Annotated in this window: 24 protein-coding genes; 7 read left to right on the top strand and 17 right to left on the bottom strand. The window is 60.6% G+C overall.

The window, feature by feature from the left end:
• Positions 1 to 54 precede the first annotated feature (54 nt).
• Entirely contained in the window at positions 55 to 1,287 is a 1,233-nt protein-coding gene (locus tag RNA01_RS15310) for a pyridoxal phosphate-dependent aminotransferase (protein ID WP_147181089.1), read from the top strand.
• A gap of 69 nt (positions 1,288 to 1,356) precedes the next feature.
• Here the strand turns inward: RNA01_RS15310 and recQ are convergent, their stop codons facing one another.
• The 16 genes from recQ to RNA01_RS15230 form a co-directional block, all read right to left on the bottom strand.
• Complete coding sequence (recQ, locus tag RNA01_RS15305; protein ID WP_147181088.1) at positions 1,357 to 3,216, bottom strand: DNA helicase RecQ; 1,860 nt, start codon at positions 3,214 to 3,216, stop codon at positions 1,357 to 1,359.
• 176 nt (positions 3,217 to 3,392) lie between these two features.
• Positions 3,393 to 4,265 (bottom strand): F0F1 ATP synthase subunit gamma, encoded by an 873-nt coding sequence (locus tag RNA01_RS15300; protein ID WP_147181087.1) that lies wholly within the window; start codon positions 4,263 to 4,265, stop codon positions 3,393 to 3,395.
• Positions 4,262 to 5,818, bottom strand: coding sequence for a F0F1 ATP synthase subunit alpha (locus RNA01_RS15295; RefSeq protein WP_147181086.1), 1,557 nt, complete (start codon positions 5,816 to 5,818; stop codon positions 4,262 to 4,264). Before RNA01_RS15295 ends, RNA01_RS15300 begins: the two co-directional genes overlap by 4 nt.
• The gene (locus tag RNA01_RS15290) at positions 5,811 to 6,548 is read right to left on the bottom strand and encodes a F0F1 ATP synthase subunit B family protein (protein WP_147181085.1); all 738 of its coding nucleotides are present in this window, start codon (positions 6,546 to 6,548) and stop codon (positions 5,811 to 5,813) included. Before RNA01_RS15290 ends, RNA01_RS15295 begins: the two co-directional genes overlap by 8 nt.
• 13 nt (positions 6,549 to 6,561) lie before the next feature.
• Positions 6,562 to 6,807 (bottom strand): F0F1 ATP synthase subunit C, encoded by a 246-nt coding sequence (locus tag RNA01_RS15285; RefSeq protein ID WP_147181084.1) that lies wholly within the window; start codon positions 6,805 to 6,807, stop codon positions 6,562 to 6,564.
• Between the two features lie 2 nt (positions 6,808 to 6,809).
• Positions 6,810 to 7,508: a F0F1 ATP synthase subunit A gene (locus RNA01_RS15280; protein ID WP_147181136.1), complete on the bottom strand. Its 699-nt coding sequence runs from the start codon at positions 7,506 to 7,508 to the stop codon at positions 6,810 to 6,812.
• Positions 7,508 to 7,804: an N-ATPase subunit AtpR gene (locus RNA01_RS15275; RefSeq protein ID WP_147181083.1), complete on the bottom strand. Its 297-nt coding sequence runs from the start codon at positions 7,802 to 7,804 to the stop codon at positions 7,508 to 7,510. The genes RNA01_RS15280 and RNA01_RS15275 overlap by 1 nt, the downstream gene beginning before the upstream one ends.
• On the bottom strand, positions 7,797 to 8,096 hold the full coding sequence (locus tag RNA01_RS15270; RefSeq protein WP_147181082.1) for an AtpZ/AtpI family protein: 300 nt from the start codon (positions 8,094 to 8,096) through the stop codon (positions 7,797 to 7,799). Before RNA01_RS15270 ends, RNA01_RS15275 begins: the two co-directional genes overlap by 8 nt.
• The gene (locus tag RNA01_RS15265) at positions 8,093 to 8,542 is read right to left on the bottom strand and encodes a F0F1 ATP synthase subunit epsilon (protein WP_147181081.1); all 450 of its coding nucleotides are present in this window, start codon (positions 8,540 to 8,542) and stop codon (positions 8,093 to 8,095) included. Before RNA01_RS15265 ends, RNA01_RS15270 begins: the two co-directional genes overlap by 4 nt.
• Complete coding sequence (atpD, locus tag RNA01_RS15260; RefSeq protein WP_147181080.1) at positions 8,542 to 9,987, bottom strand: F0F1 ATP synthase subunit beta; 1,446 nt, start codon at positions 9,985 to 9,987, stop codon at positions 8,542 to 8,544. Before atpD ends, RNA01_RS15265 begins: the two co-directional genes overlap by 1 nt.
• A 280-nt stretch (positions 9,988 to 10,267) precedes the next feature.
• Complete coding sequence (locus RNA01_RS15255; RefSeq protein ID WP_147181079.1) at positions 10,268 to 11,434, bottom strand: iron-containing alcohol dehydrogenase; 1,167 nt, start codon at positions 11,432 to 11,434, stop codon at positions 10,268 to 10,270.
• Positions 11,435 to 11,457: 23 nt separating this feature from the next.
• On the bottom strand, positions 11,458 to 12,294 hold the full coding sequence (locus tag RNA01_RS15250; protein ID WP_147181078.1) for an ABC transporter permease: 837 nt from the start codon (positions 12,292 to 12,294) through the stop codon (positions 11,458 to 11,460).
• A complete protein-coding gene (locus tag RNA01_RS15245; protein WP_147181077.1) occupies positions 12,291 to 13,169 on the bottom strand; it encodes an ABC transporter permease in 879 nt (292 codons plus the stop codon). Before RNA01_RS15245 ends, RNA01_RS15250 begins: the two co-directional genes overlap by 4 nt.
• A 2-nt stretch (positions 13,170 to 13,171) precedes the next feature.
• Positions 13,172 to 14,269, bottom strand: coding sequence for an ABC transporter ATP-binding protein (locus RNA01_RS15240; RefSeq protein ID WP_147181076.1), 1,098 nt, complete (start codon positions 14,267 to 14,269; stop codon positions 13,172 to 13,174).
• A gap of 86 nt (positions 14,270 to 14,355) precedes the next feature.
• Positions 14,356 to 15,507 carry an ABC transporter substrate-binding protein gene (locus RNA01_RS15235; protein ID WP_147181075.1) on the bottom strand — a complete coding sequence of 384 codons (1,152 nt, stop codon included), beginning with the start codon at positions 15,505 to 15,507 and terminating at the stop codon, positions 14,356 to 14,358.
• A 42-nt stretch (positions 15,508 to 15,549) separates the two neighbouring features.
• Positions 15,550 to 16,875 (bottom strand): glutamine synthetase family protein, encoded by a 1,326-nt coding sequence (locus tag RNA01_RS15230; protein WP_210245764.1) that lies wholly within the window; start codon positions 16,873 to 16,875, stop codon positions 15,550 to 15,552.
• 143 nt (positions 16,876 to 17,018) lie between these two features.
• On the opposite strand from RNA01_RS15230, the gene RNA01_RS15225 reads away from it, so the two are divergent.
• The 6 genes from RNA01_RS15225 to RNA01_RS15200 all read left to right on the top strand — a co-directional run bounded on the left by RNA01_RS15225 (position 17,019) and on the right by RNA01_RS15200 (position 24,991).
• Entirely contained in the window at positions 17,019 to 17,816 is a 798-nt protein-coding gene (locus tag RNA01_RS15225) for a helix-turn-helix transcriptional regulator (protein ID WP_210245763.1), read from the top strand.
• A gap of 285 nt (positions 17,817 to 18,101) precedes the next feature.
• Positions 18,102 to 19,871 (top strand): sensor histidine kinase, encoded by a 1,770-nt coding sequence (locus tag RNA01_RS15220; protein WP_147181072.1) that lies wholly within the window; start codon positions 18,102 to 18,104, stop codon positions 19,869 to 19,871.
• Between the two features lie 4 nt (positions 19,872 to 19,875).
• On the top strand, positions 19,876 to 21,258 hold the full coding sequence (locus RNA01_RS15215) for a sigma-54-dependent transcriptional regulator (protein WP_147181071.1): 1,383 nt from the start codon (positions 19,876 to 19,878) through the stop codon (positions 21,256 to 21,258).
• 326 nt (positions 21,259 to 21,584) lie between these two features.
• Complete coding sequence (locus RNA01_RS15210; RefSeq protein WP_147181070.1) at positions 21,585 to 22,586, top strand: DctP family TRAP transporter solute-binding subunit; 1,002 nt, start codon at positions 21,585 to 21,587, stop codon at positions 22,584 to 22,586.
• Between the two features lie 93 nt (positions 22,587 to 22,679).
• Complete coding sequence (locus tag RNA01_RS15205) at positions 22,680 to 23,360, top strand: TRAP transporter small permease (RefSeq protein ID WP_147181069.1); 681 nt, start codon at positions 22,680 to 22,682, stop codon at positions 23,358 to 23,360.
• A 5-nt stretch (positions 23,361 to 23,365) separates the two neighbouring features.
• Complete coding sequence (locus RNA01_RS15200) at positions 23,366 to 24,991, top strand: TRAP transporter large permease (RefSeq protein WP_147181068.1); 1,626 nt, start codon at positions 23,366 to 23,368, stop codon at positions 24,989 to 24,991.
• Between the two features lie 118 nt (positions 24,992 to 25,109).
• Here the strand turns inward: RNA01_RS15200 and RNA01_RS15195 are convergent, their stop codons facing one another.
• The gene (locus tag RNA01_RS15195; RefSeq protein WP_147181067.1) at positions 25,110 to 26,060 is read right to left on the bottom strand and encodes a sugar-binding transcriptional regulator; all 951 of its coding nucleotides are present in this window, start codon (positions 26,058 to 26,060) and stop codon (positions 25,110 to 25,112) included.
• Positions 26,061 to 26,324: the final 264 nt, after the last annotated feature.

Below are 26,324 nucleotides of genomic sequence, written 5' to 3'. Positions count from 1 at the left end.
CAGCGCATGATGGCCCTCGAAATGAGGGCGACCAAGAAAACAAAGAGGATGGTCATGAACATCAACAGCAAGCCCGAAGAGGCAGTTTTCCGGCCGGCGAAGCGCATCTCGTCGATCGGCGTCTCCGAAATCCTGAAGATCGGCGCCAAGGCACAAGCCCTGAAGCGCGAAGGCCGGCCCGTCATCATCCTCGGCGCCGGCGAACCCGATTTCGACACGCCGGACCACATCAAGGAAGCTGCGTGGAAGGCCATGCAGGCTGGCCAGACCAAATACACCGCGCTCGACGGCACGCCGGAACTGAAGGCCGCAATCCGCGACAAGTTCAGCCGCGAAAATGCCGTAGACTACGCGCTCGACGAGATCACGGTCGCGACCGGCGCCAAGCAGATCCTGTTCAACGCGATGATGGCGACGCTCGATCCGGGCGACGAAGTGATCATCCCGACGCCCTACTGGACCTCCTATTCCGACATCGTCCAGATCGCCGAGGCAAAGCCGGTGCTGATCGCCTGCAATGCCGAGGCCGGGTTTCGCCTTCAGGCCGCCCAACTCGAGGCCGCGATCACGCCCAAGACGCGCTGGGTCATCCTCAACTCGCCGTCCAACCCGTCGGGCGCCGGCTATCGCGCCGAGGATTATCGCCCGCTGCTCGACGTGCTCCTGAAGCACCCGCAGGTCTGGCTGCTGGTCGACGACATGTACGAGCACATCGTCTATGACGGCTTCGAATTCGTCACACCGGCTGCCCTTGAGCCGCGCCTGAAAAACCGCATTCTCACCGTCAACGGCGTCTCCAAGGCCTATGCCATGACCGGCTGGCGCATCGGCTATGCCGGCGGCCCGCGCGACCTGATCAAGGCCATGGCCGTGGTGCAGAGCCAGGCGACCTCCTGCCCCTCCTCGATCAGCCAGGCCGCCTCGGTCGCCGCGCTGAATGGCCCGCAGGATTTCCTCAATGAGCGCAAGGCGAGCTTCCAGCGCCGCCGCGATCTGGTGGTTGCCGGCCTCAATGCCATCGACGGCCTCGATTGCCGTGTTCCGGAAGGCGCCTTCTACACCTTCTCGGGATGCGCCGGCATGCTCGGCAAGACCACGCCGGCCGGCAAGCGCCTCGAAACCGACACGGATTTCTGCGCCTATCTGCTGGAAGACGCCAATGTCGCGGTCGTGCCCGGCTCGGCCTTTGGCCTGTCGCCCTTCTTCCGCATCTCCTATGCCAGCGCCGAATCCGAACTCAGGGAAGCACTCGCCCGCATCACGGATGCCTGCGCCAGGCTGGCCTAAGCACAGACCACACGACACCACCGACCGTCCTCGCCGACGGTCGGATCGGCTTGCGCGCCAGCGGAAAATCTAGTCGCTGTGCGCGCGTATGACCTCGATGAACGCATCGCCATAGCGCTCAAGCTTCGACTGCCCAACGCCTGAAATGCCGATCAGCGCCTCGCGATCCATCGGGCGTTCGCTGGCGAAGGCGACCAGCGTCGTATCCGGGAAAACGACATAGGGTGGAACCGAAAGCTCCTTGGCGATCGCCATGCGACGGGCGCGGAGTGCCTCGAACAGCGCCACATCATCGCTGTGCAGCGAGGAACGGGCCTGCGCGGAAGTCGGTGACGAGCCCCGTGACGCCTTGCCCTTGGTCGGCCGATCCTGGCGGAAGCGAACCGTGCGCTCGTGCTTAAACACGGCGCGCGCCTCTGGTTCCAGCTTCAGCGCGCCAAAGGCGGAGTGATCGACGGAGACGAGACCGGCAGCTAGCAACTGGCGATAGACCGACTGCCAGGTCTTGGCCGCAAGATCCTTGCCGACGCCGAAGACCGGCATGTCGACATGGCCGAAGCGGATGGTTTTTTCGTTCTCGGTGCCAGTCAAAACGTCGACGAGATGGCCGGTGCCAAAACGCTCGCCGGTGCGATAGATCGCCGCCAGTGCCTTGATCGCCGCCTCCGTCCCATCCCAGGTCTCGACTGGCTTCAGGCAAGTGTCGCAATTGCCGCACTGGCCGCCATGCGCCTCGCCGAAATGCGCTAGGATCGCCTGTCGGCGACAGCCCGGCGTCTCGCAAATCGCCAGCAGCGCGTTGAGTTTGGCGCGCTCAACCCGCTTGATGTCGTCGCCCGAGGCGCCTTCGTCGATCATCCGGCCGCGCTGGATGACATCGGCCATGCCATAGGCCATCCAGACATCGGATGGCAGCCCGTCACGCCCGGCACGGCCGGTTTCCTGATAATAGGCCTCGACCGAGCCGGGCAGGTCGAGATGGGCGACATAGCGCACATTCGGCTTGTCGATTCCCATGCCAAAGGCGACGGTGGCGACAAGGCAGAGATCCTCTTCCTTGAGGAAGGCATCCTGATTGGCGTCGCGCACGGCGCGGTCCATCCCCGCATGATAAGCAAGCGCGCGAATCCCCTGGGTATTGAGCCATTCAGCCGTGTCCTCGACCTTGGCGCGCGACAGGCAATAGACGATACCGCTCGATCCCTGGTGACGTGACAGGAAGCGCAGAAGCTGCTGGCGCGGCTGGTCCCTCTCGACGATCTCATAGGCGATGTTCGGCCGATCGAACGAGGTGGTGAAAACTTCGGCCGAGCGCAGCGCGAGCCTGTCGATGATGTCCTCGCGCGTATGCGGATCGGCCGTCGCCGTCAGCGCGATTCGCGGCACGCCTGGATATTCCTCGGCCAGACGCCCGAGTTCGCGATACTCGGGGCGGAAATCATGGCCCCATTGGGACACGCAATGGGCCTCATCAATGGCGAAGAGCGCAATCCGGGCGCCGGCGATCATCTCCTTGAAGCTGGGCGTGACGATGCGTTCCGGCGTGACATAGAGAAGATCGAGCGTACCATCGGCGATCTCCCGGCGCACATCGACATAGCCTTCGCGCGACAGCGAAGAATTGAGCGCGGCGGCCCGCACCCCGAGCTGCCTCAGCGCCTCCACCTGATCGCGCATCAGCGCGATCAGCGGCGACACCACGATCCCAATGCCGTCACGGCAAAGCGCCGGGATCTGGAAGCACAGCGATTTACCGGCGCCGGTCGGGAAAAGCACGACCGCGTCGCCCCCGGAAACAACCCGCTCGACCACCTCGGCCTGCCTGCCGCGAAAAGCTGAATAGCCATAAACCTGCTTCAGTACGGCAAGTGGATTTTTTGCGCCTTGGCTATCGAACAAAGGATCGAGACGGGTCTGGGTCTGCGGCATGGAATCGCTTTCTTGGGATGGATCGCACTATGCCACAGCTCGCCTGAGGTCGCGAGTGTCGGCGGCACCGGAACGGACCCGTTAAGACGAAAGACAGTCCTGGACGACTTTGCCGCGAAGCCCTGCCGAGGCTTGGCCGATATGCGGTAAGCCCGCCATCTCGGGCCGGACCATGATCAAGAGGCGTTTCGGGAAAGGATGCCCGCGCTCAGCTCGCAGATCTCATTGGTGATCTCCTCCTGACGCTGCCGGCGGGCCGACGCCGTCAGAGTCTCGAGCGTCTCGGCGACATTGCGTTGGGCAGAGACCATCGCCCGCATACGCGCCTCGTTCTCCGCCGCGTAAGACAGGACAACGGCTTCGCAAAGCTCGGCGAAGACATATTCCTCGACAAGGCTCGCCAATAGCCTCTGCGGCGCCAAGTTCAACAACGGAGGCTCATTACCCGCAGGGCTCGCAAATCGGCTGAAATCGAAGGGAACAAGCTGACGCTCGACAATGTTGGCAACCACGGCGGCGCCGGGACTTGCATGAACCAGGAAGACGCGCTGGACACCGCCACGTCCGATCCGCTCGTAAAGCTCATCCATGATGCGGTTGCTGAGGCCCGCCGCCTGCGCCGTGGAAGCGATCATGGGGGCTGACCAGTCGGGAACGATCTCGAATTCGACGGCAGCGAGGAGCCCTCTGTCGCCGATGAGCAAAAGCTCCGTCGCACCACCCGTCTCGGCCTTCATCATGCCGCTGACATGTTCGAGGATGCGATGGCTGAAGCTTCCGGCAAACCCTTGTTCGGCACAAAGGGCGACGATCACCTGTCCGCCTCCACCTGTTTGCCCACCAGACGGCTGGTCTTGTATGTCCGGTACCAGAGCCAAAGCGCTGCCGATCGCCAAGGCAGTAGTCGAGGCATAGGCTCGGACTCCGTCGAGATGCTTGCTGGCCTCCAGCGTCCTTGCCGCCGCAATGCCACGCATTGCCCCGATCACCGAGGAAAGCTGGTGCACGGATCCTATGCGCGCCTCGATGTCTGAGAGCCGTTCGGTCACTTTGCCTCCCCAGCCGTGGTGTCGGCGGCGCTAAGGTCGGCGGCAAGCCTTTTCACCGCGGCGATCAGTTGCGCCGTGGCGTCCTCCGTCAACAGGCCGCTGGTCGAGACAGCATCGACGACGTCCTTGACGCTGCTATCGAGATAGGCCGGAAGGCGCTGGCAAAGATCCGGGATGAGGGCCACCGCAATACCGTCCAGCGCCCCATCGTTCAACGCCGCCAGCAGCGCCACCTGATCGACGAGCCGATAGCCGCAAAAGCGTGGCTGGGTCAGAAGCGACCGGATACGCTGGCCGCGCTCGATCTGCGATCTCACCCGCGTATCCGACATGCCGCCGAAACGGGTAAAGGTCTCGAGTTCAAGAAACTGGGAATACTCCAGCCGGATTCGCCCCGAAACATCACGAAGCGCTCGCTTCTGCGCCTTGCCGCCAACCCGACTGACGCTGAGGCCGACATCGACCGGTGGGCGCTGATCAAGCGCCAGCAGCCGCGTCGAAAGGACGATCTGCCCATCGGTAATCGAAATCAGGTTGGTCGGGATATAGGCTGAGAGATTGCCGGCATCGGTCTGGGCAATCGGCAAGGCGGTGATCGAACCGCCGCCACATTCGGCCGACATTTTGGCGGCGCGCTCCAGCAGCCTGGCATGGACGTAAAAGATGTCGCCCGGATAGGCTTCACGGCCCGGCGGCTCGCGCGTCAGAAGCGCAAGTTCGCGATGGGTTGCCGCATGTTTGGTCAGATCATCGATGACCATCAGCACATCTTCGCCGCGGTCGCGGAAATATTCCGCCATGGAAAAAGCGGCAAAAGGCGCGATCCATTGCAGGCCCGCCGAGGAGGATGCCTCTGCCACGACAAAGATGCAGCGTTCCAGAGCGCCATGTTTCTGGATCGCCGCGATCACCCGCTCGATATCCGAGGAGCGCTGGCCGATCGCCACATAGACGCACACCATATCGGAGTTCTTCTGATTGATGATCGCATCAACCCCGATGGAGGTCTTGCCCGTCGCTCTGTCACCAATGATCAGCTCGCGTTGTCCGCGCCCGAGCGCGAAAAGCGCATCGACGACCAGAATGCCGGTTTCAGCCGGCGTGTCTACAAGATCGCGCTCGATGATCGAAGGCGCTGGCCGCTCGGCGGGCAAGAAATCATGCGCCTCGATCGGCGCCCCGGCATCAAGCGGTCGCCCCAGCGGATCGACGATCCGGCCGAGAAGGGCCGGGCCGACGGGCACCTTCACCACGTCGCCTGTCCCGCGCACCTGCGCACCGGCGTTGACCCCCTCGCCATCGTCAAGAAGCACAGCACTGATATCATCAGCGTCGAGCGTCAAGGCAAAGCCCAGACGACCGTTTTCAAAGCGCAAGAGTTCATTGAGCTTGACATCGGGCAAGCCGGAAACCCGGGCGATGCCGTCTGCGACCTGTTCAACCCGGCCGATCGAATAGGCTTCGGGAGAAAGCGCTACATCCGCGATCACCTGATGCTGGCGTTCGAGCCAGTCGACCGTCTTCTCGTGGGGCTTTTCCTGGGGCTCATCCATGATGGGTCAGCTTCGTCTGAAGGAGGTCAAGATCGGCTCTGAAACTGTTCTTCACCAAGGCATGCGGGGTCTCGAACTCGAGACCCGCTATCAGCGCCGGATCAGCCTCGGTTACAAATTCCACCTTGCGGCCCAGAACCTTCTCAAGCATCGCGCCGCAGGCGAGGCGTTCCTCCGGTGTCAGCGCGCGGACTGCTTTCAACCGTACGGTCTCGCCATCCTCTCCAATTTCTTTCTTTGTTTCCTCAGGTAGTCGAACAATCGCCTCGCCCAAGCCTTCGATGAAGCCGGATACGAGCGCGCCATCCGGCAACCGACTCAGAAGCTTGGCGGCAAGATCGACAGCCAGATCTCCCGCATGAGCCATGACAGTCGCCATCTCTTTCTGTTTCAAAGCCTCGATCGCACTCTCGGCATTCGCACGAAGCTTGGCGGCTTCGCGATGGGCATCCGCCAAAACGGCCTCCTTGGCGGCCCCGGCCTCGGCCAAAGCCTTTTCCATCACTTGACTGCGCTCGGCCGCCAGTCGGGCCGCCTCTGCTTCAGCCCCCTCCTCGCTTGCCAGTGCGGCAGCCTTCGCGGCATCCGCCTTCTCCATGATCGCGGCGGCGGCCTCCTGGCGTTTTTTCAGGATGTCCGCCACAGGGCGAAACAGAAAACGCGACAGGATCCACAAGAGGACAATCGCATTCAGCGTCTGAAGGCCGAGAGACCACCAATCGATCTGCATTTGAGGCTCTTATCTATTTCACGAAGGGATTGGCAAAGAGCACGAGCAGCGCGATGACGAGGCAGTAGATTGCCATAGTTTCGATCATCGCGAGACCGACGAAGAGCGTGCGCGAAAGAGTGCCGGCCGATTCAGGCTGGCGGGCAATGGCATCCATAGCGGCAGCTACAGCTCGACCTTCGGCCAGTGCCGGACCGATCGCCCCGAAACTAACTGCGATGGCCGCTGCAATAATACTAATTGCCTGGAGTATTTCCATGGTTAAATTCCCTTCTGCTGATCTCGTTTGGGCTCGCCGTCTCCCTCGCCGCCGACCGCGGCGCCGATGAACACGGTTGCCAGAATAGCGAAAATGTAGGCCTGCACCGCACCGGTCAAAAGATCGAGCGCCATCAGCGGGATCGGCACCAGAAGACCGGCAAGCGACAGCACGATACCGACCACGAAGACGCCGCTCATGATATTACCGAACAGGCGGATGATGAGGGAGAAGGTACGGGTGATCTGCTCGACGATATTGAGTGGGATCATGACCCAGCTCGGTTCGGCAAAGGTCTTGAGATAGCCGCCGACACCGCGTTTCTTCACACCGAAATAGACAGTGGCGACTGCCACCAGCCCGGCAAGAGCGGCATCCGTTTCGATATGCGCGGTCGGCGGTTCTATGCCAGGAATCAGAGAAGACCAGTTGGCGATGACGATGAAGAGAAACAACATCCCGATCAGCGGCCTGTAGGGTGCCGGCTCCGTCTGCATGGTGTCCCTGATCTGCCCGTCGATCACCTCGACGATCATCTCGAGAAAAGCCTGGGTTCGACTGGGTCGAAGTTTCAGATTGCGGGTCAACAAGAAGGAACCGACCCCCATGACGGCGATGATCACCCAGGTCACGACGACCGGTGTCGAGACCAGCACGGGGCCAATGCGGAACAGCACATCGGTGGAAAGCGGCGAAGAAATCACAGTGCATTCCTTTCCCGGCGCATGATCACCGCGCGCACCGCAAGAACACATGCGAGCCCGGTCAGCAAGGCGACCGCGCCAAGCTTCGCCAGCAGGGTCATGACGACGACCAGGATAGCTATGCGCGCGAGTTGCAGCAGAAAGGCTTTGGCTAACCCGCCGTCCAGATAGAACCGCGTGTTCCACTTCAGCGACATGAAATGGGCGATCCCGAGAAGCGATCCCGCCCCGATGCCGATCAGGATGGCGAAAGGCATGCCGACAGTCCATTGTGCGTGGAGAAATTCAGTCATGCCCGCCCATCCACTTCCAGGCTGACCACATTCCAAACACTGCCCCACCGATAATCAGGGCAGCGGAGAACATAATGCCCGTTGAAAAGAAGCGATCGAGCCAGCGCCCGGCCAGAAGCGCCAACAGGATCGGCACGACGATGGCCCAGCCGAGAACGCCGATTTGCGCAAGCCTGCTACTGAGCGACGGTTCCGGGTTGCTCCGCTCCGCCTTCACCCGGTCGGCCGCCTGACGGGCTGCCTTGACGACCCGGTCGTCGTCCTGCTCCGGCTGTTCGCCGCGTGGTGTCATGGCGCGCCATCCTTGAAATCAAGACTGCCGCCTGTCCCGCCGCGCGGGTTGAGATAGCTCATCAACTGGCGCACCGCGCGGGCGTGCATACGGGTCTGCTCCGTGGTGGCACGTCGTTCTGCATCCTTTTCTTCCTCCTGGAAGGCCGCGACATCCGCCGCCAAGGTTGAAAGCTGGGTGCCGAGTATGCCGTGCCGGCAGGCGATCGCCACATGGCTTCCATCCGAAACGGTGAGCACCCCGCCGCGAAGCGCGCAATAGCGCATCTCCCCCTCGCTGTTTTTCCAGCGGACCACCGACACCGGCAACACGGTTAGAAACTCGGCATGCCCCGGCAAAATGCCGAAGCTGCCGCTGGCATCTTCGGCACGGAGCGATTGAATGTCGACCTCATCAGCCAGCACCTCGAACGGCGTCGTTATGGAAAGGGAGAGCCGTGATGCCATCAGCCAACCTCCGCCGTTGCTGAAGGACCGGGGCTCTTGGCACGCATGGCCATTTCCTTTTCCCGCGCCTCATCGAGAGCACCGATCATGTAGAGCGAGTTTTCCTGCCAGTCGTCGCATTCTCCGGCAAGAATCGCCTTGCATCCCGCGATCGTGTCGGCAATGCCGACAGAACGGCCTTTGATACCGGTAAAGGCCTCCGTGACGGCAAAAGGCTGCGTCAGGAACCGCTGTAGACGCCGCGCCCGCTGCACCACCTTGCGGTCGGCCGCGCCCAACTCGTCCATGCCCAGGAGCGAGATCACATCCTGGAGTTCACGATAATGCTCAATCGTACGCCGCACCGCCACCGCCGTCTCGGCATGGTCTTTGCCGACCGTTGCTGCTTCGAGAAGCGTCGAGGCCGAAGCGATCGGATCGACCGCCGGATACATGCCCTCGGCCGCCATGGAGCGCGACAGAACGACCGTACTGTCGACATGGGAGGCAATCGTGGTGACCGCCGGGTCGGTAAAATCGTCCGCCGGGACATAGACAGCCTCGATTGCCGTCACCGAGGCATCCCCCACGGACGCGATGCGTTCCTGTAGCGCGGCGACCTCACTTGCGAGCGTCGGCTGATAACCGACACGGGAGGGCAATCGTCCAAGAAGTCCGGAAACCTCCGCACCCGCCTGAACGAAGCGGAAGATGTTGTCCATCAGCAGAAGAACGTTCTGATGCTTTTCGTCGCGGAAATATTCCGCGATCGAGAGTGCGGTCATCGGCACCCGCCAGCGCGCGCCCGGCGGCTCGTTCATCTGACCGTAGACCAGCGCGGTACGCTTGATCATACCCGAGGCCGTCATGTCGAGCAGCATTTCATGACCTTCGCGTGAGCGCTCGCCAACGCCGGCAAAGACCGAAATCCCCTTGTAGCTCTCGACCATCGCGTGGATCAATTCCATGACCAGAACGGTCTTGCCCACGCCTGCGCCGCCGAACATCGCCGCTTTGCCCCCGAGCGGCAGGGGCGAGAGAAGGTCCAGCACCTTGATGCCCGTCACGAACAGATTGCTCGTGCCAGTCTGCGCGGAAAGAGGCGGAGGCGAACGATGAATGGGCTGGCGCGGGGTGTCTTCAGGAAAGTGCTTGCCGTTGTCACGGACATTCCCGGTTACATCGATCAGGCGGCCAAGCACGGCATCGCCGACCGGAACGGTAACCGGCCCCCCGGTATTTAGAACCTTGTCACCCCGCTTGAGGCCCATGGTCGCCTGGAGCGCAATAGAGCGCACCGTAATCCGGCTCAAGTGTGCCTGGACTTCGGCGGAAACACTCTCCGGCCCACTACCAATGATCAAGGCATCATTGATTTCGGGCAGATTGCCATCGGCGAACTCAACATCGACAATCGCGCCGCGTACAGCCACGACTTTTCCGTCGATTTCAACTGGCGCTATCATCTTCAATCTGATCCGCCCCTGTGCTTTGATCGCCGCCGGCTTCGGACCGCTTGCCGCGATTATCCAATAGGTTGAGCTTAACCTCCTCATATGGCAGCTGCAAGGCGCTCCAGACATTGATACATGTCAAGCGGATGGTATTGTCGGACAGTAGATCGACGCGCCATAGCGCAGACGCGTCGCTCCGTGCGCCCAAAGTAAGATGACTTGGCTCCTGTTCAACCCGACAGATGGGCCTCGTAGATATCCGCCCTAGATTTGCAGGGGGGTCTGGCTTCGCCTACCCTTGCGCGGCGGCAAGGATCGATTTCAGCCCCGCTTGGTCGAGCGCGATGGGATTTCCGCCGGCGCAGGGGTCGGCCACTCCCATGCTGGCGACCTTGTCCATATCGATGTCGACCAGACCAATACCCGCGAGCGTGCTGGGGACATGCAGTGTTTCGCGCAACTCTAGGATCCAGTCGATCACGCCGGCGGCGGTCGGAATCGACAGATCGAGGAAACGGCCGAGCAGTTCCAGCTTGTCCTCTATCACCGGCGCGTTGAACTCCAAGACATAGGGCATCAACACGGCATTGAGCAGCCCGTGATGGGCATCGTGCAGGGCGCCGAGCGGATGGGCGAGCGCATGGATCGCACCGAGGCCCTTCTGCAGCGCGACGCAGCCCATGCCTGAGGCAATCAGCATCTGGCCGCGCGCCTCAAGATTATCCCCCTCTAGCGTCGCCACCGGCAACCATGTCTTGATGAGCCGCAAGGCGTTAAGGGCCACACCTTCCGCCATCGGATGGAAGGACGGCGCGCTAAAGGCTTCCAGCGCGTGCGACAGCGCGTCCATTCCGGTCGCAGCGGTGATATGCGCCGGCAGGCCAGTGGTCAGCTCGGGGTCCATGATGACCACATTCGGCATCATCTTCGGATGGAAGACGATAACCTTGCGCTTGTCGGCTTCATGGGTGATGACGGAGGAACGGCCGAGCTCCGAGCCGGTGCCAGCCGTCGTCGGGATGGCGATCACCGAGACCAGACGTGAGATGTCGGCCCGTTTCCAGTTGTCGCCAATGTCCTCCAGGTCCCACATAGGTAGCGTCTGGGTTGCCATCAGGGCAATCGCCTTGGCCGCGTCAAGCGCGCTGCCGCCGCCGATGGCAACGACCAGGTCATGACCGCCCGAGCGGAAGGCATCAACGCCGTCGGATACGTTAGTGCCGGTGGGGTTCGGCTTGACGCTGTGAAACAGTCCGGCCTCCAGCCCCCCTGCCCGCAGCACCTCCAGCGTGCGCTGCACCGGATAGAGATCCTTTAGTCCGTTGTCGGTCACGACAAGCGGGCGTTTGGAGCCAAGCTCGCGGACAACGGCATCAAGCTCCGAAATCCGGCCATTGCCGAAGCGCACTGCGGTTGGAAAGCTCCAGTTGCTGGACACAGCTTTGGTATCGAAGGACATGATGATTGCCTTGTTGTGAGGAGTCAGGAGGTGAGTTGGGCAGCGCTTTGTCGTTTCAAGGCCCGGCGGCGCATGAACTCGGCAAAGCCGACCAGTAGCAGTGCCGGAATGAAATTCAGGGTCGCCAGAGCCGGATAGATGGGGGAAGAGCCAACGGCAATGCCGCTGTACACGAAGATCGGCAAGGTGCGCGCGGTTCCGGCCAGCGAATAGGAAACGTAGAAATTGCCCCAGGACAGCAGGAAAGCGAAGGTGGCTGCCGACAATATTCCCGGCCACAGCAGCGGGAATGTCACCTCACGGAAGACCTCCCATCCGCTGGCGCCAGCATCGCGGGCGGCATCTTCGAGTGTCTCATCAAAGCCGTAGACCTGCACGGCGACAATCACCAACGCGAAGGGCGTAATATAGACGATATGGCCGATGACGACCGTGACAAGACCCGTCGAGAAGCCAAGCCAATTGCCCAGAACCGAAAACCAAAGCAACATGACAACGCCAAGCAGAAGCTGGGGAAAGAGCAGCGGCGCGAAGGTCACGACGCGAAACAGATTCTGGAAGCGGAACCGGTAACGGATCCAGGCGATCGCCCCTGCCGTTCCGAGAACGGATGCGAAGACCGTCGAGATGGCCGCGACCATGGCTGAGTTGATGACGGCGGGGAAGAAATCCGGCTTGCGGACCAGTTCGCCATACCATTCGAGCGAAAAGCCATCGATCGGGAAAGTCAGAACACGACTCGAGGTGAACGAGAAGGCGACCAGAGTCATGATCGGCGCATAGAAGAACAGCAGCAGTAGCACGACGGTGCCGACAAGCGCTGTATCAACGACAGCATTTTTGAAGCGTTGCGACATCATGCGGGCGCCCTTTCCGTCGTCGGTGTACGGCGAAACACGAAAGTGGCGGCAAGCGCCAGCGTCAGGGCACCAATGACAATCAACACGATTGTCAGCGCGGCGCCGAGCGGCCAGTTAACCCGTGTCTCGAAACTCTGGCGGATCAGTTCCGATGCAAGCGGGGCGGTACCGCCGCCCAGCACCTTGGGCTCCAGAAAAGCCCCGAGGCTGAGGACGAAAACCAGTACTGCCCCGGAATACAGCCCAGGTCGCGACAGGGGTAGCGTCACCTCGAAGAACGTCCGGATGCGCGAAGCCCCGGCATCATAGGAGGCCAGGATCAGATCGCGATCGATCCGCACCAGCGACAGATAGATGGTGAACATCGGATAGACAGCGAGGTTGTAGACCATGCCAATCATGGTTCCCGTTGGCGTGAACAGGATGTTCATCGCTTCGGGGCCCATGCCAAGATAGGACAAAAGCCAATTGGCGACACCGTGTTTGTCGAGCACGAGAATCCAACCAAAGGTTTTCAGCACAGCATCAGTCAGGAACGCGAAGACAATCAGGATCTGGATCTGCGCATTATAGGTCTTCAACCGGGTCGTCAGCGCATAGGCTGCCGGAAAGGCGATGAGGACGGAGATCACTACACAAACCAAGGCCATCCATACTGTACGCAGCATTATCGTCCAGTAATGCGGTTTGGAAAAAATCTCGGTCCAGATTTTCAGATCCCAGGTCCAGTGCAAGCGGTAATATTGTGTCGTCTGGAAGGTCAGAAGGGCCGTCATCACCAGCGGCACAAGAAAAAAGACCAGCATGACGATCGCCAGTGGTGCCACTGCGGCCACCAGAACCGGATCGTTCCATTTCTTCGCTTCTCTCTTCATGGTCACTCCGACAACAGGAAGGCGCGCGCGGGCTCGAACCCGATGCCAACCTCTTCTCCGACCTGCGCCGGCAGTTCGAGCGATCCGGGCAGATCCATGACAACAGGCGCGTCGAGACCCGCGACACGAATGCGATACTGCGTCGATGATCCCTTGATGAAGTACTCGTCGACTACACCAATCAGCGTCCATTGACCGGGGCCGGGCTCGCCCGAGATGAAACTGATGGTTTCCGGACGGATCAACAGCGCCTTGTTTCCCTCGCCGAGGAACTCCGAAACATTGCCGGCCGCCATGACAACAGGTTCACCGGTCACTAGCGAAGACCCGACCGTCAATGCGCCATCTTGGGTGTGAACGACGTCAACCGGCAGGAAATTCGTCTCACCGATGAAACCGGCGACAAACATGTTGGCCGGGCGGTAATAGATATCCGAGGGCGTACCGATCTGAACGACACGACCGGCGCGCATCACGCAGATCCGGTCGGCCAGCATCATCGCCTCTTCCAGGTCGTGGGTCACCAGCACGAAGCTCGTGCCGAGTTCACGGTGCAGCTTTTTGAGCTCGGCCTGTAGCGATTTCTTCAGCTTGGCATCGAGCGCGCTCATCGGCTCGTCGAGCAACAGAACGCTCGGCTGCGAGACCAGAGCCCGCGCCAGCGCAACACGCTGCTGTTCGCCGCCGGACAACTGCGCCGGATAGCGATCGAGATATTCCGGCTTCAGATGCATGAGCTCGAGCATGGCGGCGACCCGCCGGTCGATCTCCGCCTTGTCAACCTTCTGCAGTTTCAACGGAAAGCCGATATTCTGGGCAACGGTTTTGTGGGGAAACAGCGCAAGCTTCTGGAACACCATGCGGGTCGGACGACTAGCCGCCGCGACCCCATGCATATCCTTGCCCTGGATTTCGAGCCGCCCTTCGGTCACGTCCTCGAAACCCGCCAGAATCTTCAAGAGTGTGGTCTTGCCGCAGCCGGAAGGCCCCACAAGCGCTACGAATTCGCCTGCGCCCACCTCAAGGGAGACGCCATGAAGTGCGCGAGCCTGACCGTAATCCTTGATGATTGCAGACGCTTCGATAATCGGGGTTGCCAATGCCAGCCTTCCTCGCCTTAAAGTCTATTTCGTAGGGGTTCCCGCCCACTCGAAAGCGGGCGGTTTCCTTTGCCGCATATGCTCGATCAGCGGGCAGCCAGTTCTTCCTGCCAGATCGCCAACATGTCATCGATATTCGGCGCGACGGTGTGGAACTGGCTGTTGTCCCAAGCGGTCCACATGTAGTCCATCTGCAGCGCCTTCTTCTCTTCCTCGGAGAACAGGGCTTCGGCCTTCTGGTTCGGCACGAGATTGCAGGTCGCCTCAGTGATTGCCAGTTGCTTGGCGACTTCCGGCGAGACGATGTATTTCAGGAAGTCGGCAGCGATCTCGGAATTCTTGCCGTTGTCGACGAGACCGGTCGCTTCCATCCAGATAATGCCCTGCTTCAGGCCGTTTTTCGGCTCCGGCACGATCGACTGGATATAGTCGTGGCCCTTCAGGCGCAGCGACGAGGTGCAGTAGGTACCGCCGCCGATCAGGGCGCGGAACGAACCGTCGAGCAACCCCTTCTGGGCGACTGCCAGATCGGCGACGATGGCGCGCGTGTTTTTGAAAGCCGCGCGAAGCACCTTGCGGACCTCGCCGAGCGCCGCTTCGTCCAGCTCCTCGTAAGGATTGACCCCGGCATAGAGCGCAAGCGGCATGATCGGCCAATCGCCCCAATCGAGCAGGCAAATCTTGTCCTTGTAGGCGCTGTCGAAGACAGGTGCGTAGCTCGACCATGACTCGAGCTTGTCGAACTTGGTGTTCACCGTCGGCCCGACCCAGCCCCAGCGCGTCGGCAGACCTGTGGCCTTGCCTTCAAACTGCAATGGCGCGAAGGGCGCGCGGAACTGCGGATAGAATTCGCCATATTGTTCGGCGAAGTCCTTGTCGTCGAGGAAACGGCAGAAGCCGGCCGGCCCCATGCGTTGGATCCACGGGCTATCGGAAGAGACGAGATCGAAGTCACGCGAGGCGCCGGCTGCGAGCTTGGCGAAACCACCGGCCGAATCGGTGATCAGGTCAATAGAAATGGTGGTGTCCTTGGCCTTCTGAAACGGCTCCAGAATGGAAGGGGCGTTATAGCCTTCCCAGCACATGTAATTCAGGCTTTCGGCGGCCGATGCTCGACGCGGCATTCCGAGGAATCCGGCGCCGGCGGCTGCAAGCCCCATGCCGCCCATACCCTTCAGCACCGAGCGGCGTTTCATGCCGTTCAATAGATTGCTCATGTCTGCTGTTCCCTTTTTCATTTTATTTTCCTTCCTGTCGTCAAACACCAAGATTGCAGGTCATCAGACAACTCCCAGATAGCGTCTGATTTCCCATTCACTCACATGTTTCTGATATTCGGCATATTCAAACTTCCGCGCGGCGACGAACCAGTCGACGAAGTCGGCACCAAAGAGGTCGCGCGCCACGGCACTGTGGTCGAGCCGCGCTGCGGCCTCGCCGAGATCGCGCGGAAAGGCGGTTTCGAGCGACGGTTTCGCCGCGTAGAAATTCTCGTCACTGCCCGGGGCAGGCTCGATGCCATTACGAATACCGTGGAGTCCCGCGCCGAGGCACAGCGCCAGCGCCAGATAAGGGTTGGTATCGGCCGAAGGCACGCGGAACTCCAGCCGGGTCGCTTCCGGCACATCGTTGATCACGCGAACCGCGGCGGTGCGGTTCTGCACACCCCAGTTGGACGAGGTCGGGGCCCAGGCACCCGGCACCAGCCGCTTGTAGGCATTGACCGTCGAGGAGCACAGCGCCAGCAGTTCCGGCATCAGCTTCACCAGACCGCCGACGAAATGCCGCGCCGTTCGGCTCAGACCATCGGGTGCATCTGGATCCGAAAAGACCGGATTACCCTGTCCGTCACGCAAGGAAACATGCAGGTGGCCCGACTGGCCGGAAAGCGCAGGGGAGAGCTTCGACATGAAGCTCACCGTCAGGTCGTTACGGGAAAAATAAGCCCTGGCGAAATTCTTGAAAAGCATGGCATCGTCGGGCGATTTCATGCCCTTGGCATAGGTCAACGGCGCCTCGAAGCAGCCCGGACCGAGCTCGGTATGGATGGCATCCAGCCCGATGCCCATGGTCGTCATGGTTTCATCGAGGCCCTCAAGCAGATCACCATGGAGAGCGGAGGTTTGCAGTGAGTAGGTCCGATTGCCCTGGGCGAAGTGCGTCAGGTCGCGGAAATCTTTGGCCCGCAGGCTTTCCGGCGTTTCGTCGAAGATGAAAAACTCGAATTCGAAGGCGGAAAAAACATCGAAGCCCATGTCGGCAGCCTCGGCGATCATCGCCATGCAGACGTTGCGCGGCGAGCGCTTGCCGAAGTCGCCGGAGAAGTCGGCAAGACACAGGGCGGCATCCTCGGCAAACGGATATTTGCGAACGCTATCGGCGAAGAGCTTGGCGGGACGGTCGATAAAGGCACCATCCCTGTAGGCCTTCTCGGCAATGTCCCAGAAATACAGGACTTCGCAGAATGGATAACCGGTCTGGCCAAGCTTGACTGCCTTGTCGGCGGACACCAGCTTATCGCGGAATTCGCCCTCCGGATCGACCATGCCGATGTGAACCGAACGGGCATTGATTTCATGAAATGCGGCTTGCAGACTGGCGGGCATGTGGCTTGATCTCGGCATGGCTTTCAACGCGATAACTCGTCGAGGTTAAGCGCGCATTCCAAGCAATGAAATATCCCGTTAGGGATAGACGGGCAGATTTAATCGTGCTCCGTTTAGTGTCGGCCAGAAGGGAAGGACACACCTTGGACAAGGAGTTTTCCGCATGGAACGAGGCGATCGCAGAGGCGATCGGCGCAGTTGGCACAAATGACTTTGCGCCACGCATCGAAGCGGCGCTCCGAAGTATCGTCGACTTCGATATCCTGATGGCCTTTGCCTATTCAGGGGCTGAAAAACCGGTCTGCTTTTATCACAACATGAATCCGGAACGGATGCGGACCGTGGTCGATGCTTATGTATCCGGCCCCTATCTGCTGGATCCTTTTTACGGCGCTGCGACTGGTCCGCAGATCGACGGCGTGCTGCGACTGCGCGACTTGGCACCGGACCAGTTCCACAATTCGGAATATTACAGGCGGCACTATGTGCTGACCGGCATACGTGACGAAGTCGGTATCGTTTGTCGACCCGCGGGCTGGACCGGTGTCGTCATCAGCTTCACGCGACCGGTCGCCGCGCCGGCCTTCGGGCGCCGTGATCTTGCAGCGATCCGGGCTGCCGAACCGGTTATCCAGACATTGGCAAAGCGACACTGGCGACACCGCGCGTCGCCCGCCACACCCGCTGGCTGGGACACAGGGACACCGCCCGATCCGATCAGTGAAACGCTCAGCCGGATGACCGATGGTATCCTGACGCCAAGGGAAATAGAGATCACCTCACTTGTCCTGCGCGGACATTCGAGTGGTTCGATTTCGAGACATCTGAGCATCGCCGAGGGGACGGTGAAGATCCACCGGAAGAACATTTATCAGAAGCTCGACATTTCCAGCCAATCGGAACTGTTTGCGATGTTCATATTGCAGCTTTCGGGACAGTGAGCACATCGACGCAGTGCGCGCGCCACTTGGCAAGCAGCAGTGCCTTGTCGCGAATTTGCGACATCAAGGCGGTGACCGAGAATCTTGCACAAATCCAATTCACATGTCTCCGCCACTTGGCGTCTTCACAAATGGTGCATCGAGGAAACCCAGGCGGCCGAATATGGCCTTCCAAGGAATTGATGGGCCCATGCCATCTGGTCAATGATGTCGCGCTGTTGAAGACTGACGGCACTCCGACCGCCTGAGCGGCAGAAAGACACCGAGTTCGATGCGAGCCAGCCGATGACAGAAATCACCAGCGGATCCAGAACAGGGAGGGATTTTCGCCGCGCCCGGATGTTGCTCGGGCTGGCACTCCTGAGCGCTTCCACTCTTGCCATCTACCTCGCCTCCGATCTCTCCCGCCAGCGGGCCGCCGAGCAGATCCATCGGAAATCCACTGAAACGCTCGCGGTTCAGGCCGAAACGCTGTCCGGCGTGCTCGAGAAATACCGCCTGCTGCCACCGCTCCTTGCACGCCAAAGCGACATTGCCGGTCTCTTTGCCGAAGACGAACCAAGAGAAAGCCGCGCCGCACGGGCGCGCCTGAAGGCGGAGGAAATCGCCGGCCTCTCCGGCGCCAAGGAAGTGGTCTTCTTCGAAGCCGACGGCCATCCGCTTGCTTCGGCGCGCGATATATTCATCGACCTTCCGGCTGGGCGAGAAACACTGGTGGAAACGGCAAGACAAGGGCGCCTTGGGCGCGCCGCCGTCTCATTGAGTTCGGGCAACCGCGCCTATGCGTTCAGCTCCGGCATTCGCCGCGATGGCCTTTTTATCGGTGCCGTCGCCGTCTACGTCGAGTTCGACAGTATCGAAGCCACCTGGTCCCTCTCCACCAATCCGATTTTCGTCAGCGACGAAAGCGGCACCGTCTTCCTGACCAACCGCCCGGCCTGGCGCCTCGAAAAACTGGAGGATATTGCCGAACGGGACCGGGAAACGGGTTTTTTTCGGCTGCGTACGACAGCGGTTGACCACGTCGATGTTTCGCGAGACCTGCCTCTGCTTGGCTGGCAACTTCACGTACTCGGCGATATGCGGCCGATCGAAACGGCATCCTATACCGGTGGGCTGATTGCCGGCCTTGCGTCTCTTTCCCTTGCCCTGTCGTCGTTCTTTCTGCTTCATCGCCGCGAACTAGCGGTTATCCGCAACAGGCGTGATAAGGCCGTCGCCTTGCGTCTGGAGCGGGTCATCCGGGATCGCACGAAGGCACTGAGCCGCACCAACCTTTCCCTTTCGCACGAAATCGACGAACGGCTTCTGACTGAAAAGAGATTGAAAGAGACCCAGGTCGAACTGATTCAAGCCGCCAAGCTTGCTGGTCTCGGACAAATGTCGGCGACACTCAGCCACGAAATCAACCAGCCGCTGGCCGCGTTGAAGACCTATGCGGACAACACACAGAAGCTGATCGAGAAGGGCAGGCTCGACCAGGCCCGTGACAATCTGGACCGCATCAGCGCCATGGTCGATCGCATGGCCGAACTGTCAAGTGCGCTGCTGTCCTTCTCGCGCAAACCCGGGACGACCATCAACCCCGTGGGACTGGGCCAGGTTCTCGATGAGGCGCTGATCCTCGTGACGCCGCGAGCCCGCAAGGCCGGCGTCAAGCTTGTGCTCGACCCCGCGCTTCGTGATGTCCGCGTGCTTGGTGGGCGCGTGCGCCTGTCCCAGGTCTTCGTCAACCTCATCAACAATTCGATCGACGCGGTTGAGAATCAGCACAATGGCCAGATCCACATTACGCTTGAGAATAGTGGGGAGCGGATCGCCGTCCTGGTTGCCGATAACGGCCCCGGTATCCCCGAGGATCTGCGGCCAGCCGTATTCGACCCCTTCTTCACCACCAAGGAGATCGGATCCGGAATCGGCATCGGATTGTCCATCGCCTACAACATTATTCACGATTTCGGCGGTCGTATTGATCTTGTCGATCGCGCAGACCAAGGTTGCGCCTTTCTGGTGACGCTGGCCTCTGCCTCGCCTCTCATGCAAACTGCGGATTAGGATGATGAAACTGCCTGGCCCGGGACAGCCGATTGTTTATCTGATCGACGATGATGACGACCTGCGGCATGCGCTTGCGCAGGGGCTCGAACTCGAGGGGCTCCCCGTCAGCGTTCATAAGACGGCGGAAGACGTGCTCGGCCGCATCGCCCACGAAGCTTATGCCGTGGTCGTCACCGACATCCGCATGCCGGGCCTCGACGGCATGGAATTGCTGAAGTCGGCGCTGGCCATCGACCCGACCTTCCCGGTGATCCTGATCACCGGCCATGGCGACGTGCAGATGGCGGTCGATGCCATGCGTGCCGGCGCCTATGACTTCATCGAGAAACCGTTCCAGGTGTCGCGGCTCTATACGGTAATTGAGAGAGCGCTGGAAAAGCGGCGCCTGGTCCTGGAAAACCGCACCCTGCGGTCGGAACTCGACGGGCGCGAAGAGCTGACCATGCGGCTGGTCGGCCGCACGCCCGAGGTCAACAAGCTGCGCGAGCAGATCGTCATGCTTGCCGATACCGATGTCGATATCCTGATCACCGGCGAAACTGGAGCTGGCAAGGAGGTCGTCGCCCGTGCCCTGCATGACTTCGGCCAGCGGGCAAAGGGCAATTTCGTCGCCATCAACTGTGCCGCGATGCCGGCTGACATCATCGAGGCCGAGCTCTTCGGTCACGAACCGGGAGCCTTCACGGGTGCTGCGAAACAACGCATCGGCAAGCTCGAACATGCCAATGCCGGCACCATCTTTCTCGACGAGATCGAATCCATGCCGCTCGACCTCCAGGCCAAGCTGCTGCGGGCGATCGAGACACGCACCATCGAGCGGCTGGGATCGAACAAGCCGATAACCCTTGATATCCGCTTTCTTGCCGCGACAAAAACGGACCTCGGCGAGGCTGGCCGCAACGGCCGGTTCCGCTCCGACCTCTATTACCGGCTGAACGTCATCACGCTGTCGATCCCGCCGCTGCGCGAACGGCGCGAAGATATTCCCCTGCTGTTCTTCCATCTGGCCCGCGAGGCCCGCGCCCGCTTCCGCCGGGAGATCCCCCCGATTCCCCATCATCTGGAATTACAGTTGATGGAGTATGACTGGCCCGGCAATGTCCGTGAACTTCGCAATTATGCCGACCGTTTCGTTCTCGGCATGTGGAGCGGCTTTCCGCAGGCACCGGGCGCCATTGCCCCGTCCGCAAATGACAGCGAGGGCACGCTCAATGACCGTCTGCAGAACATGGAACGCGCCATCATCATCGCCGAGCTTGTTCGCAATGATGGCGCGCTCAAGCCGACCTATGAAGCACTTCAGATCTCCCGCAAGGGGCTTTACGACAAGATGAAACGGCTCGGAATCGACTACGAGGACAAGCCCGATCAGGCCGATGGGTAGAAACCTACACATGCGCCCAGCAAAAATGGGTAGTGACCTACACCCTGGGCCTCATCGGATTTTGAAAAACCACCACACAGACCCAACAACCAATTGAATAAAAAACACTTTTAATTCCACTCCGGCAGTTGGCACGGTCCTTGCTGCACTATGCGCAGCTTGGAGGTTGGGAGATCATCAAGGACATTTTGGCCATCGGGGCGCCACGCGCTCTGTCGTTGCATGCCTGTCCCTCCCCCTTGCAGCTTGTATCGCCCGCGTCCCTGGAGAGGCCGTGCGGCACATCAGGAACTGGGCATCAACGCCCATTGTGGAGGAAAGACAAAATGAAAACACTTCTTCTGGCCGCGGTTTCGACCATCACGCTTACGGCCGCCAGCTCCGTCGCCCAGGCATCCGATTGCGATCCCGGAGAAATGGTCATCAAGTTCAGCCATGTCGTTGCCGCCACCGGCCACCCGAAGGGCGATGCCGCCACCAAGCTGGCCGAGCGCGTCAACAAGGAGATGAACGGCAAAGCCTGCATGGAGGTCTTCCCGAACTCGACATTGTTCGATGACGACAAGGTTCTTGAGGCCCTATTGCTGGGTGACGTGCAGCTCGCAGCACCTTCGCTGTCGAAGTTCGAAGCCTATACGCTCAAATATCGCCTCTATGACCTGCCCTTCCTGTTCAAGGACCTGGACGCGGTCGAGCGGTTCACCACCAGCGATGCCGGCAAGGACCTGTTGAAGATGATGGAGCCGAATGGTTATACCGGTCTCGGCTACTGGTCCTCAGGCCTCAAGCAGTTCTCCGCCAACAAACCGCTGATGGTGCCTTCGGATGCCGATGGCCTGAAATTCCGCATTCAGACCTCCGACGTGGCAGAGGCCATGATCGAAGCCATGGGTGGTTCGGCCCAGAAACTGGCGTTCAAGGAGGTCTACGGCGCGTTGCAGACCGGCGTCGTCGACGGGCAGGAGAACACCTGGTCGAACATCTACACCCAGAAATTCTTCGAGGTGCAGGATGGCATTACCGAAACCAACCACCAGCTGCTCGCCTATCTTCTGGTCACCTCGACCGAATGGCTCAAAGGACTCGATCCGGAATTCCGCGATCAGTTCCTGAAGCTCTGCGAAGAGGCAACCCATGACGCCAATGCCGCCGTTGCGGCAACGGAAGCCAAGAACCGCCAGAACATCATCGATGCTGGCGGCAAGGTTCGCGAGCTGACCGCGGAACAGCGCCAGCAGTGGGTCGACGTCATGAAGCCCGTCTGGAGCAAGTTCGAAGGCGACATCGGCAAGGACCTCATCGACGCCGCGGTTGCCGCCAACAACTGATTCAACATTAGGAGACCCGGTGCAGTTCAACCGCGCCGGGACTGTCGAGCCGGGTAGAACCGCCCGGTTCCTGACGGCTGCCGGGGGAAAATCATGGCTGCTTACTGGCCCTATTTCGCAATTTTTCTGATGATCGTGGCGCTTTTCCTGACCGAACGCCGTTTCCCGAACGCGGTGACGCGCTTCGAGGAAAATGTGCTCGCCATCCTCATCGCCGCGATCACACTAATATCGTTTACACAGGTAATCGCCCGCTATGGCTTCAACAGTGGATGGGGCGGCGCCCTCGAGCTTACACGCATCCTGTTTGCCTGGCTCATCCTGTTCGGCATGGGATACGGCATCAAGCACGGCCTGCATCTCGGCGTCGATGCCGCTATCCGGCTTTTGCCGCCACGGGGCCTGCGCATTGCTGCCCTCTTTGGTGCGCTGACCGGCGTTCTTTACGCCGCAATCCTCCTGTCGTCCGACTGGCTCAACTGGTTCGGCGCCGACACGAAAGGCGGTGCGATGTTCTATTGGGCGCGCTTCTTCAAGGCCGGCATCGGCCTCGACGACCTGCGTTATCCCATCTTCATCCAGGATCTGTTCGGGGTGCAGGAACGGGTTCAACGCTGGATCGCCTATCTGATGCTCCCCATCGGCCTGGCCCTGCTCGGCTTTCGGTCGCTGGAGGCCTTCGCGCAGATCTGGCGTGGCGAGCGCGAGATGATGATCGCCAGCCACGAGGCCGAAGACCTTGTCGCTGAAAGCAAAGACGCGCTGAAGGACTGACGCCGATGGAAATGATTGTTCTTTTCACAATGCTGTTCGGGCTGCTGTTCCTCGGTGCGCCGGTCGCGATTTCGCTCGGCCTGTCGTCGATCGTCACCATTGCCTTCTTCTCGTCGGACTCGATGTCATCGATCGCGCTGCAACTCTTCACCGCTGCTCAGAACTACACGCTGCTGGCCATTCCCTTCTTCGTGCTCGCATCCGTCTTCATGTCGACTGGGGGCGTGGCCAAGCGCCTGATCCGTTTTGCCATCGCGGCCGTCGGTCATTTCCGCGGTGGCCTGGCCATGGCCTCGGTGCTGTCCTGCATGCTTTTTGCGGCCCTTTCCGGCTCGTCGCCGGCAACCGTAGTGGCCATCGGTACGATCGCCATCGCCGGCATGCGCCAGGTCGGCTATTCCAAGGAATTCGCCGCCGGCATCATCGCCAATGCCGGAACGCTCGGCATCCTCATCCCGCCGTCGATCGTCATGGTGGTCTATTCGGCAGCAACCGACGTCTCGGTCGGCCGGATGTTCCTGGCCGGTGTCATTCCCGGCCTGATCGCCGGCGTCATGCTGATGGTGACGATCTATATCTTTGCCCGCTTCCGCGGTCTGCCGGCCGAACCCTGGCGGGGTTTCGGCGAAATACTCGAGGGCGGCAAGCAAGCCGGCTGGGGCCTGTTCCTGATCATCATCATCCTCGGTGGCATCTACGGCGGCGTCTTCACCCCGACCGAAGCGGCCTCGGTGGCGGCCGTCTATTCCTTTTTCGTGGCGCTTTTCATCTACCGCGACATGGGGCCGATGAAGGACATAGCTTGGGTGCTGGAGACAGATAGCCGCCAGGCGCGGATAGGGTTCTCCGCCCTGGTCTATGCCGTCTCTTTCTTCTTCGTCTGGATGATCCTGTCCTTCTTTGCCACCGACGGCGTCGAGAGCATTTATGCAGGGTTCCGGGCCCGCGCACTGATGGGACTGGTGATGGCCCTTGCGATCGCGGTCGCCTACACGCTGTGGCGCGGCGAGAATGCGCGTATCGGTCAGCTGCCCGGCTATATCGCAGCCAGCCTGCCGATCTGGGGACGCAATTTCAAGCTGATGGGCCGCAACTTCTTCCGCGCCTTCTTCAACGAAGAAACCCGCAAGGCCACGATCGACGCGGCGCGAACAACGATCATGTTGATGTTCATCATCGTCAATGCGCTGCTCTTTGCCCATGTGCTGACATCGGAGCGCATCCCGCAAGTGATTACCGACCTGATGGTCGGCGCCGGTTTCAACTGGTTCACCTTCTTGATCGCGGTCAACATCCTGCTTCTGATTGGCGGGCAGTTCATGGAACCCTCCGGCCTGCTTTTGATCGTCGCGCCGGTCGTCTTCCCCATCGCTATGGAACTGGGCGTCGATCCGATCCACCTCGGCATCATTATGATCGTCAACATGGAGATCGGCATGATCACGCCGCCGATCGGGCTGAACCTCTTCGTCACCTCCGGCATCACCGGCATGAGCCTCGTGCAGGTGGTCAAGGCAGCAATGCCTTTCGTCGCCGTGCTCTTCCTGTTCCTGATCATCGTCACCTATGTGCCGATTATCTCGACATGGCTGCCCTATGCGATGATGGGACCGGAAATCACCACCCGGTAGCCTGTGCCGCCAATCTCGAACCAAGATCGGCCGCGGCTTCATCGCCGCGGCCTTTTCTTTCATCATCGACACGTCCGCCAAGTGCCACTCACGGCAGCATCCATTAATCGAAGCCCGCTCAACGGTTTGCGTCTGGGGCCCTAAGAAGCATCCGCGCGCTTTCGGAGTCGGTCACAATCACGGTCGCAAGCCCCGCCCTCAGCGCTGCACGCAGGATTGCATGCTTGTGCGGCCCGCCGGATGCCAGAATACGGTTCGCGATACCCCGATAGGCAACAAGGTCGGGCGAAATGACCTGGCGGTTGAGCGGGTGATCGATCGGGCTCCCTTTGGCATCAAGATAACGCCCGAGAAGGTCGCCGACGGCGCCAGCCGCCACAAGCTCGGCAATGTCGATCTGCGGCGGCAGGCCGTAGCGCACCTGCAGCGAGCGACCGGTCACATCGCCGGCACTGAGGAAGGATACTTCGACATTCGAGCCGTCACGCAGGAATTCCCGAAACACAGGCTGGGCCATGATCGCATCATGCGCCTCTTCACTGCCCGCATAAATGGGCGCCGCGAAATAGTGGCACTTGGCGTTCAGCACCTTGGCAAAACTTCTGACGATCTCGAATGTATTGATCTCGGAGCCGCGGGTCAGCCCGCCCATCAATGATCGCACGCGCATCTCGGGTTCGTTTGCGCCCGTCATCAGCTTGACCGTTTCATGCAGCGTGGCGCCCCAGCCGACACCGATCGAACGCGGCTTGCGGACCTGGATGAGCCGGTCGAGAAACGCCGCCGACGCCCGACCGATCACGGCATGCATGTGGGCCGGATCCGCCGGTGTCGGCGCGACAACCGCCTCGTCTAGACCGAAACGGTCACAGAGCTGAGCCTCAAGCTCGACATTCTCGGCAAGCGGTGAGCTGAAACTTATACGGACGACACCCTGCTCAAGGGCGGCAGCCAGCAACTCGTTGACCCGCCGACGGGTGAGGTTCATCCGCTCGCCGATCTGCGCCTGGGTCAGGCCCTCGACATGATAGAGCCATGCCGCCCGTACCATCAGTTCCTGGCTGTCCAAGATCCCCTCCATAACCCATATGTCACACGCGCGTAACATATGTAACCTAGAGACACCGCATAGACGACCGCGGGCTCGGAGGCAATGTCTCGAAACACGTCCCAGTCGGCAACCGAATTGGCATTATACCCCCGGACGTTCCTGTGGACGACCGGCGCGTACCTCAGGGCAGGCAGACTTCAATGGTGGCAGATCTCATTATCTTCGATTGCGACGGCGTGCTGATCGACAGCGAGCCGGCTTCGAGCCATGTCTTGTGGCAGG

Source organism: Paenirhizobium naphthalenivorans, from assembly GCF_007992095.1.
Classification (GTDB): Bacteria; Pseudomonadota; Alphaproteobacteria; order Rhizobiales; family Rhizobiaceae; genus Allorhizobium; species Allorhizobium naphthalenivorans.
Note: the sequence above shows the minus strand (reverse complement) of the source record. Positions and strands in the feature narration are given on the sequence as shown.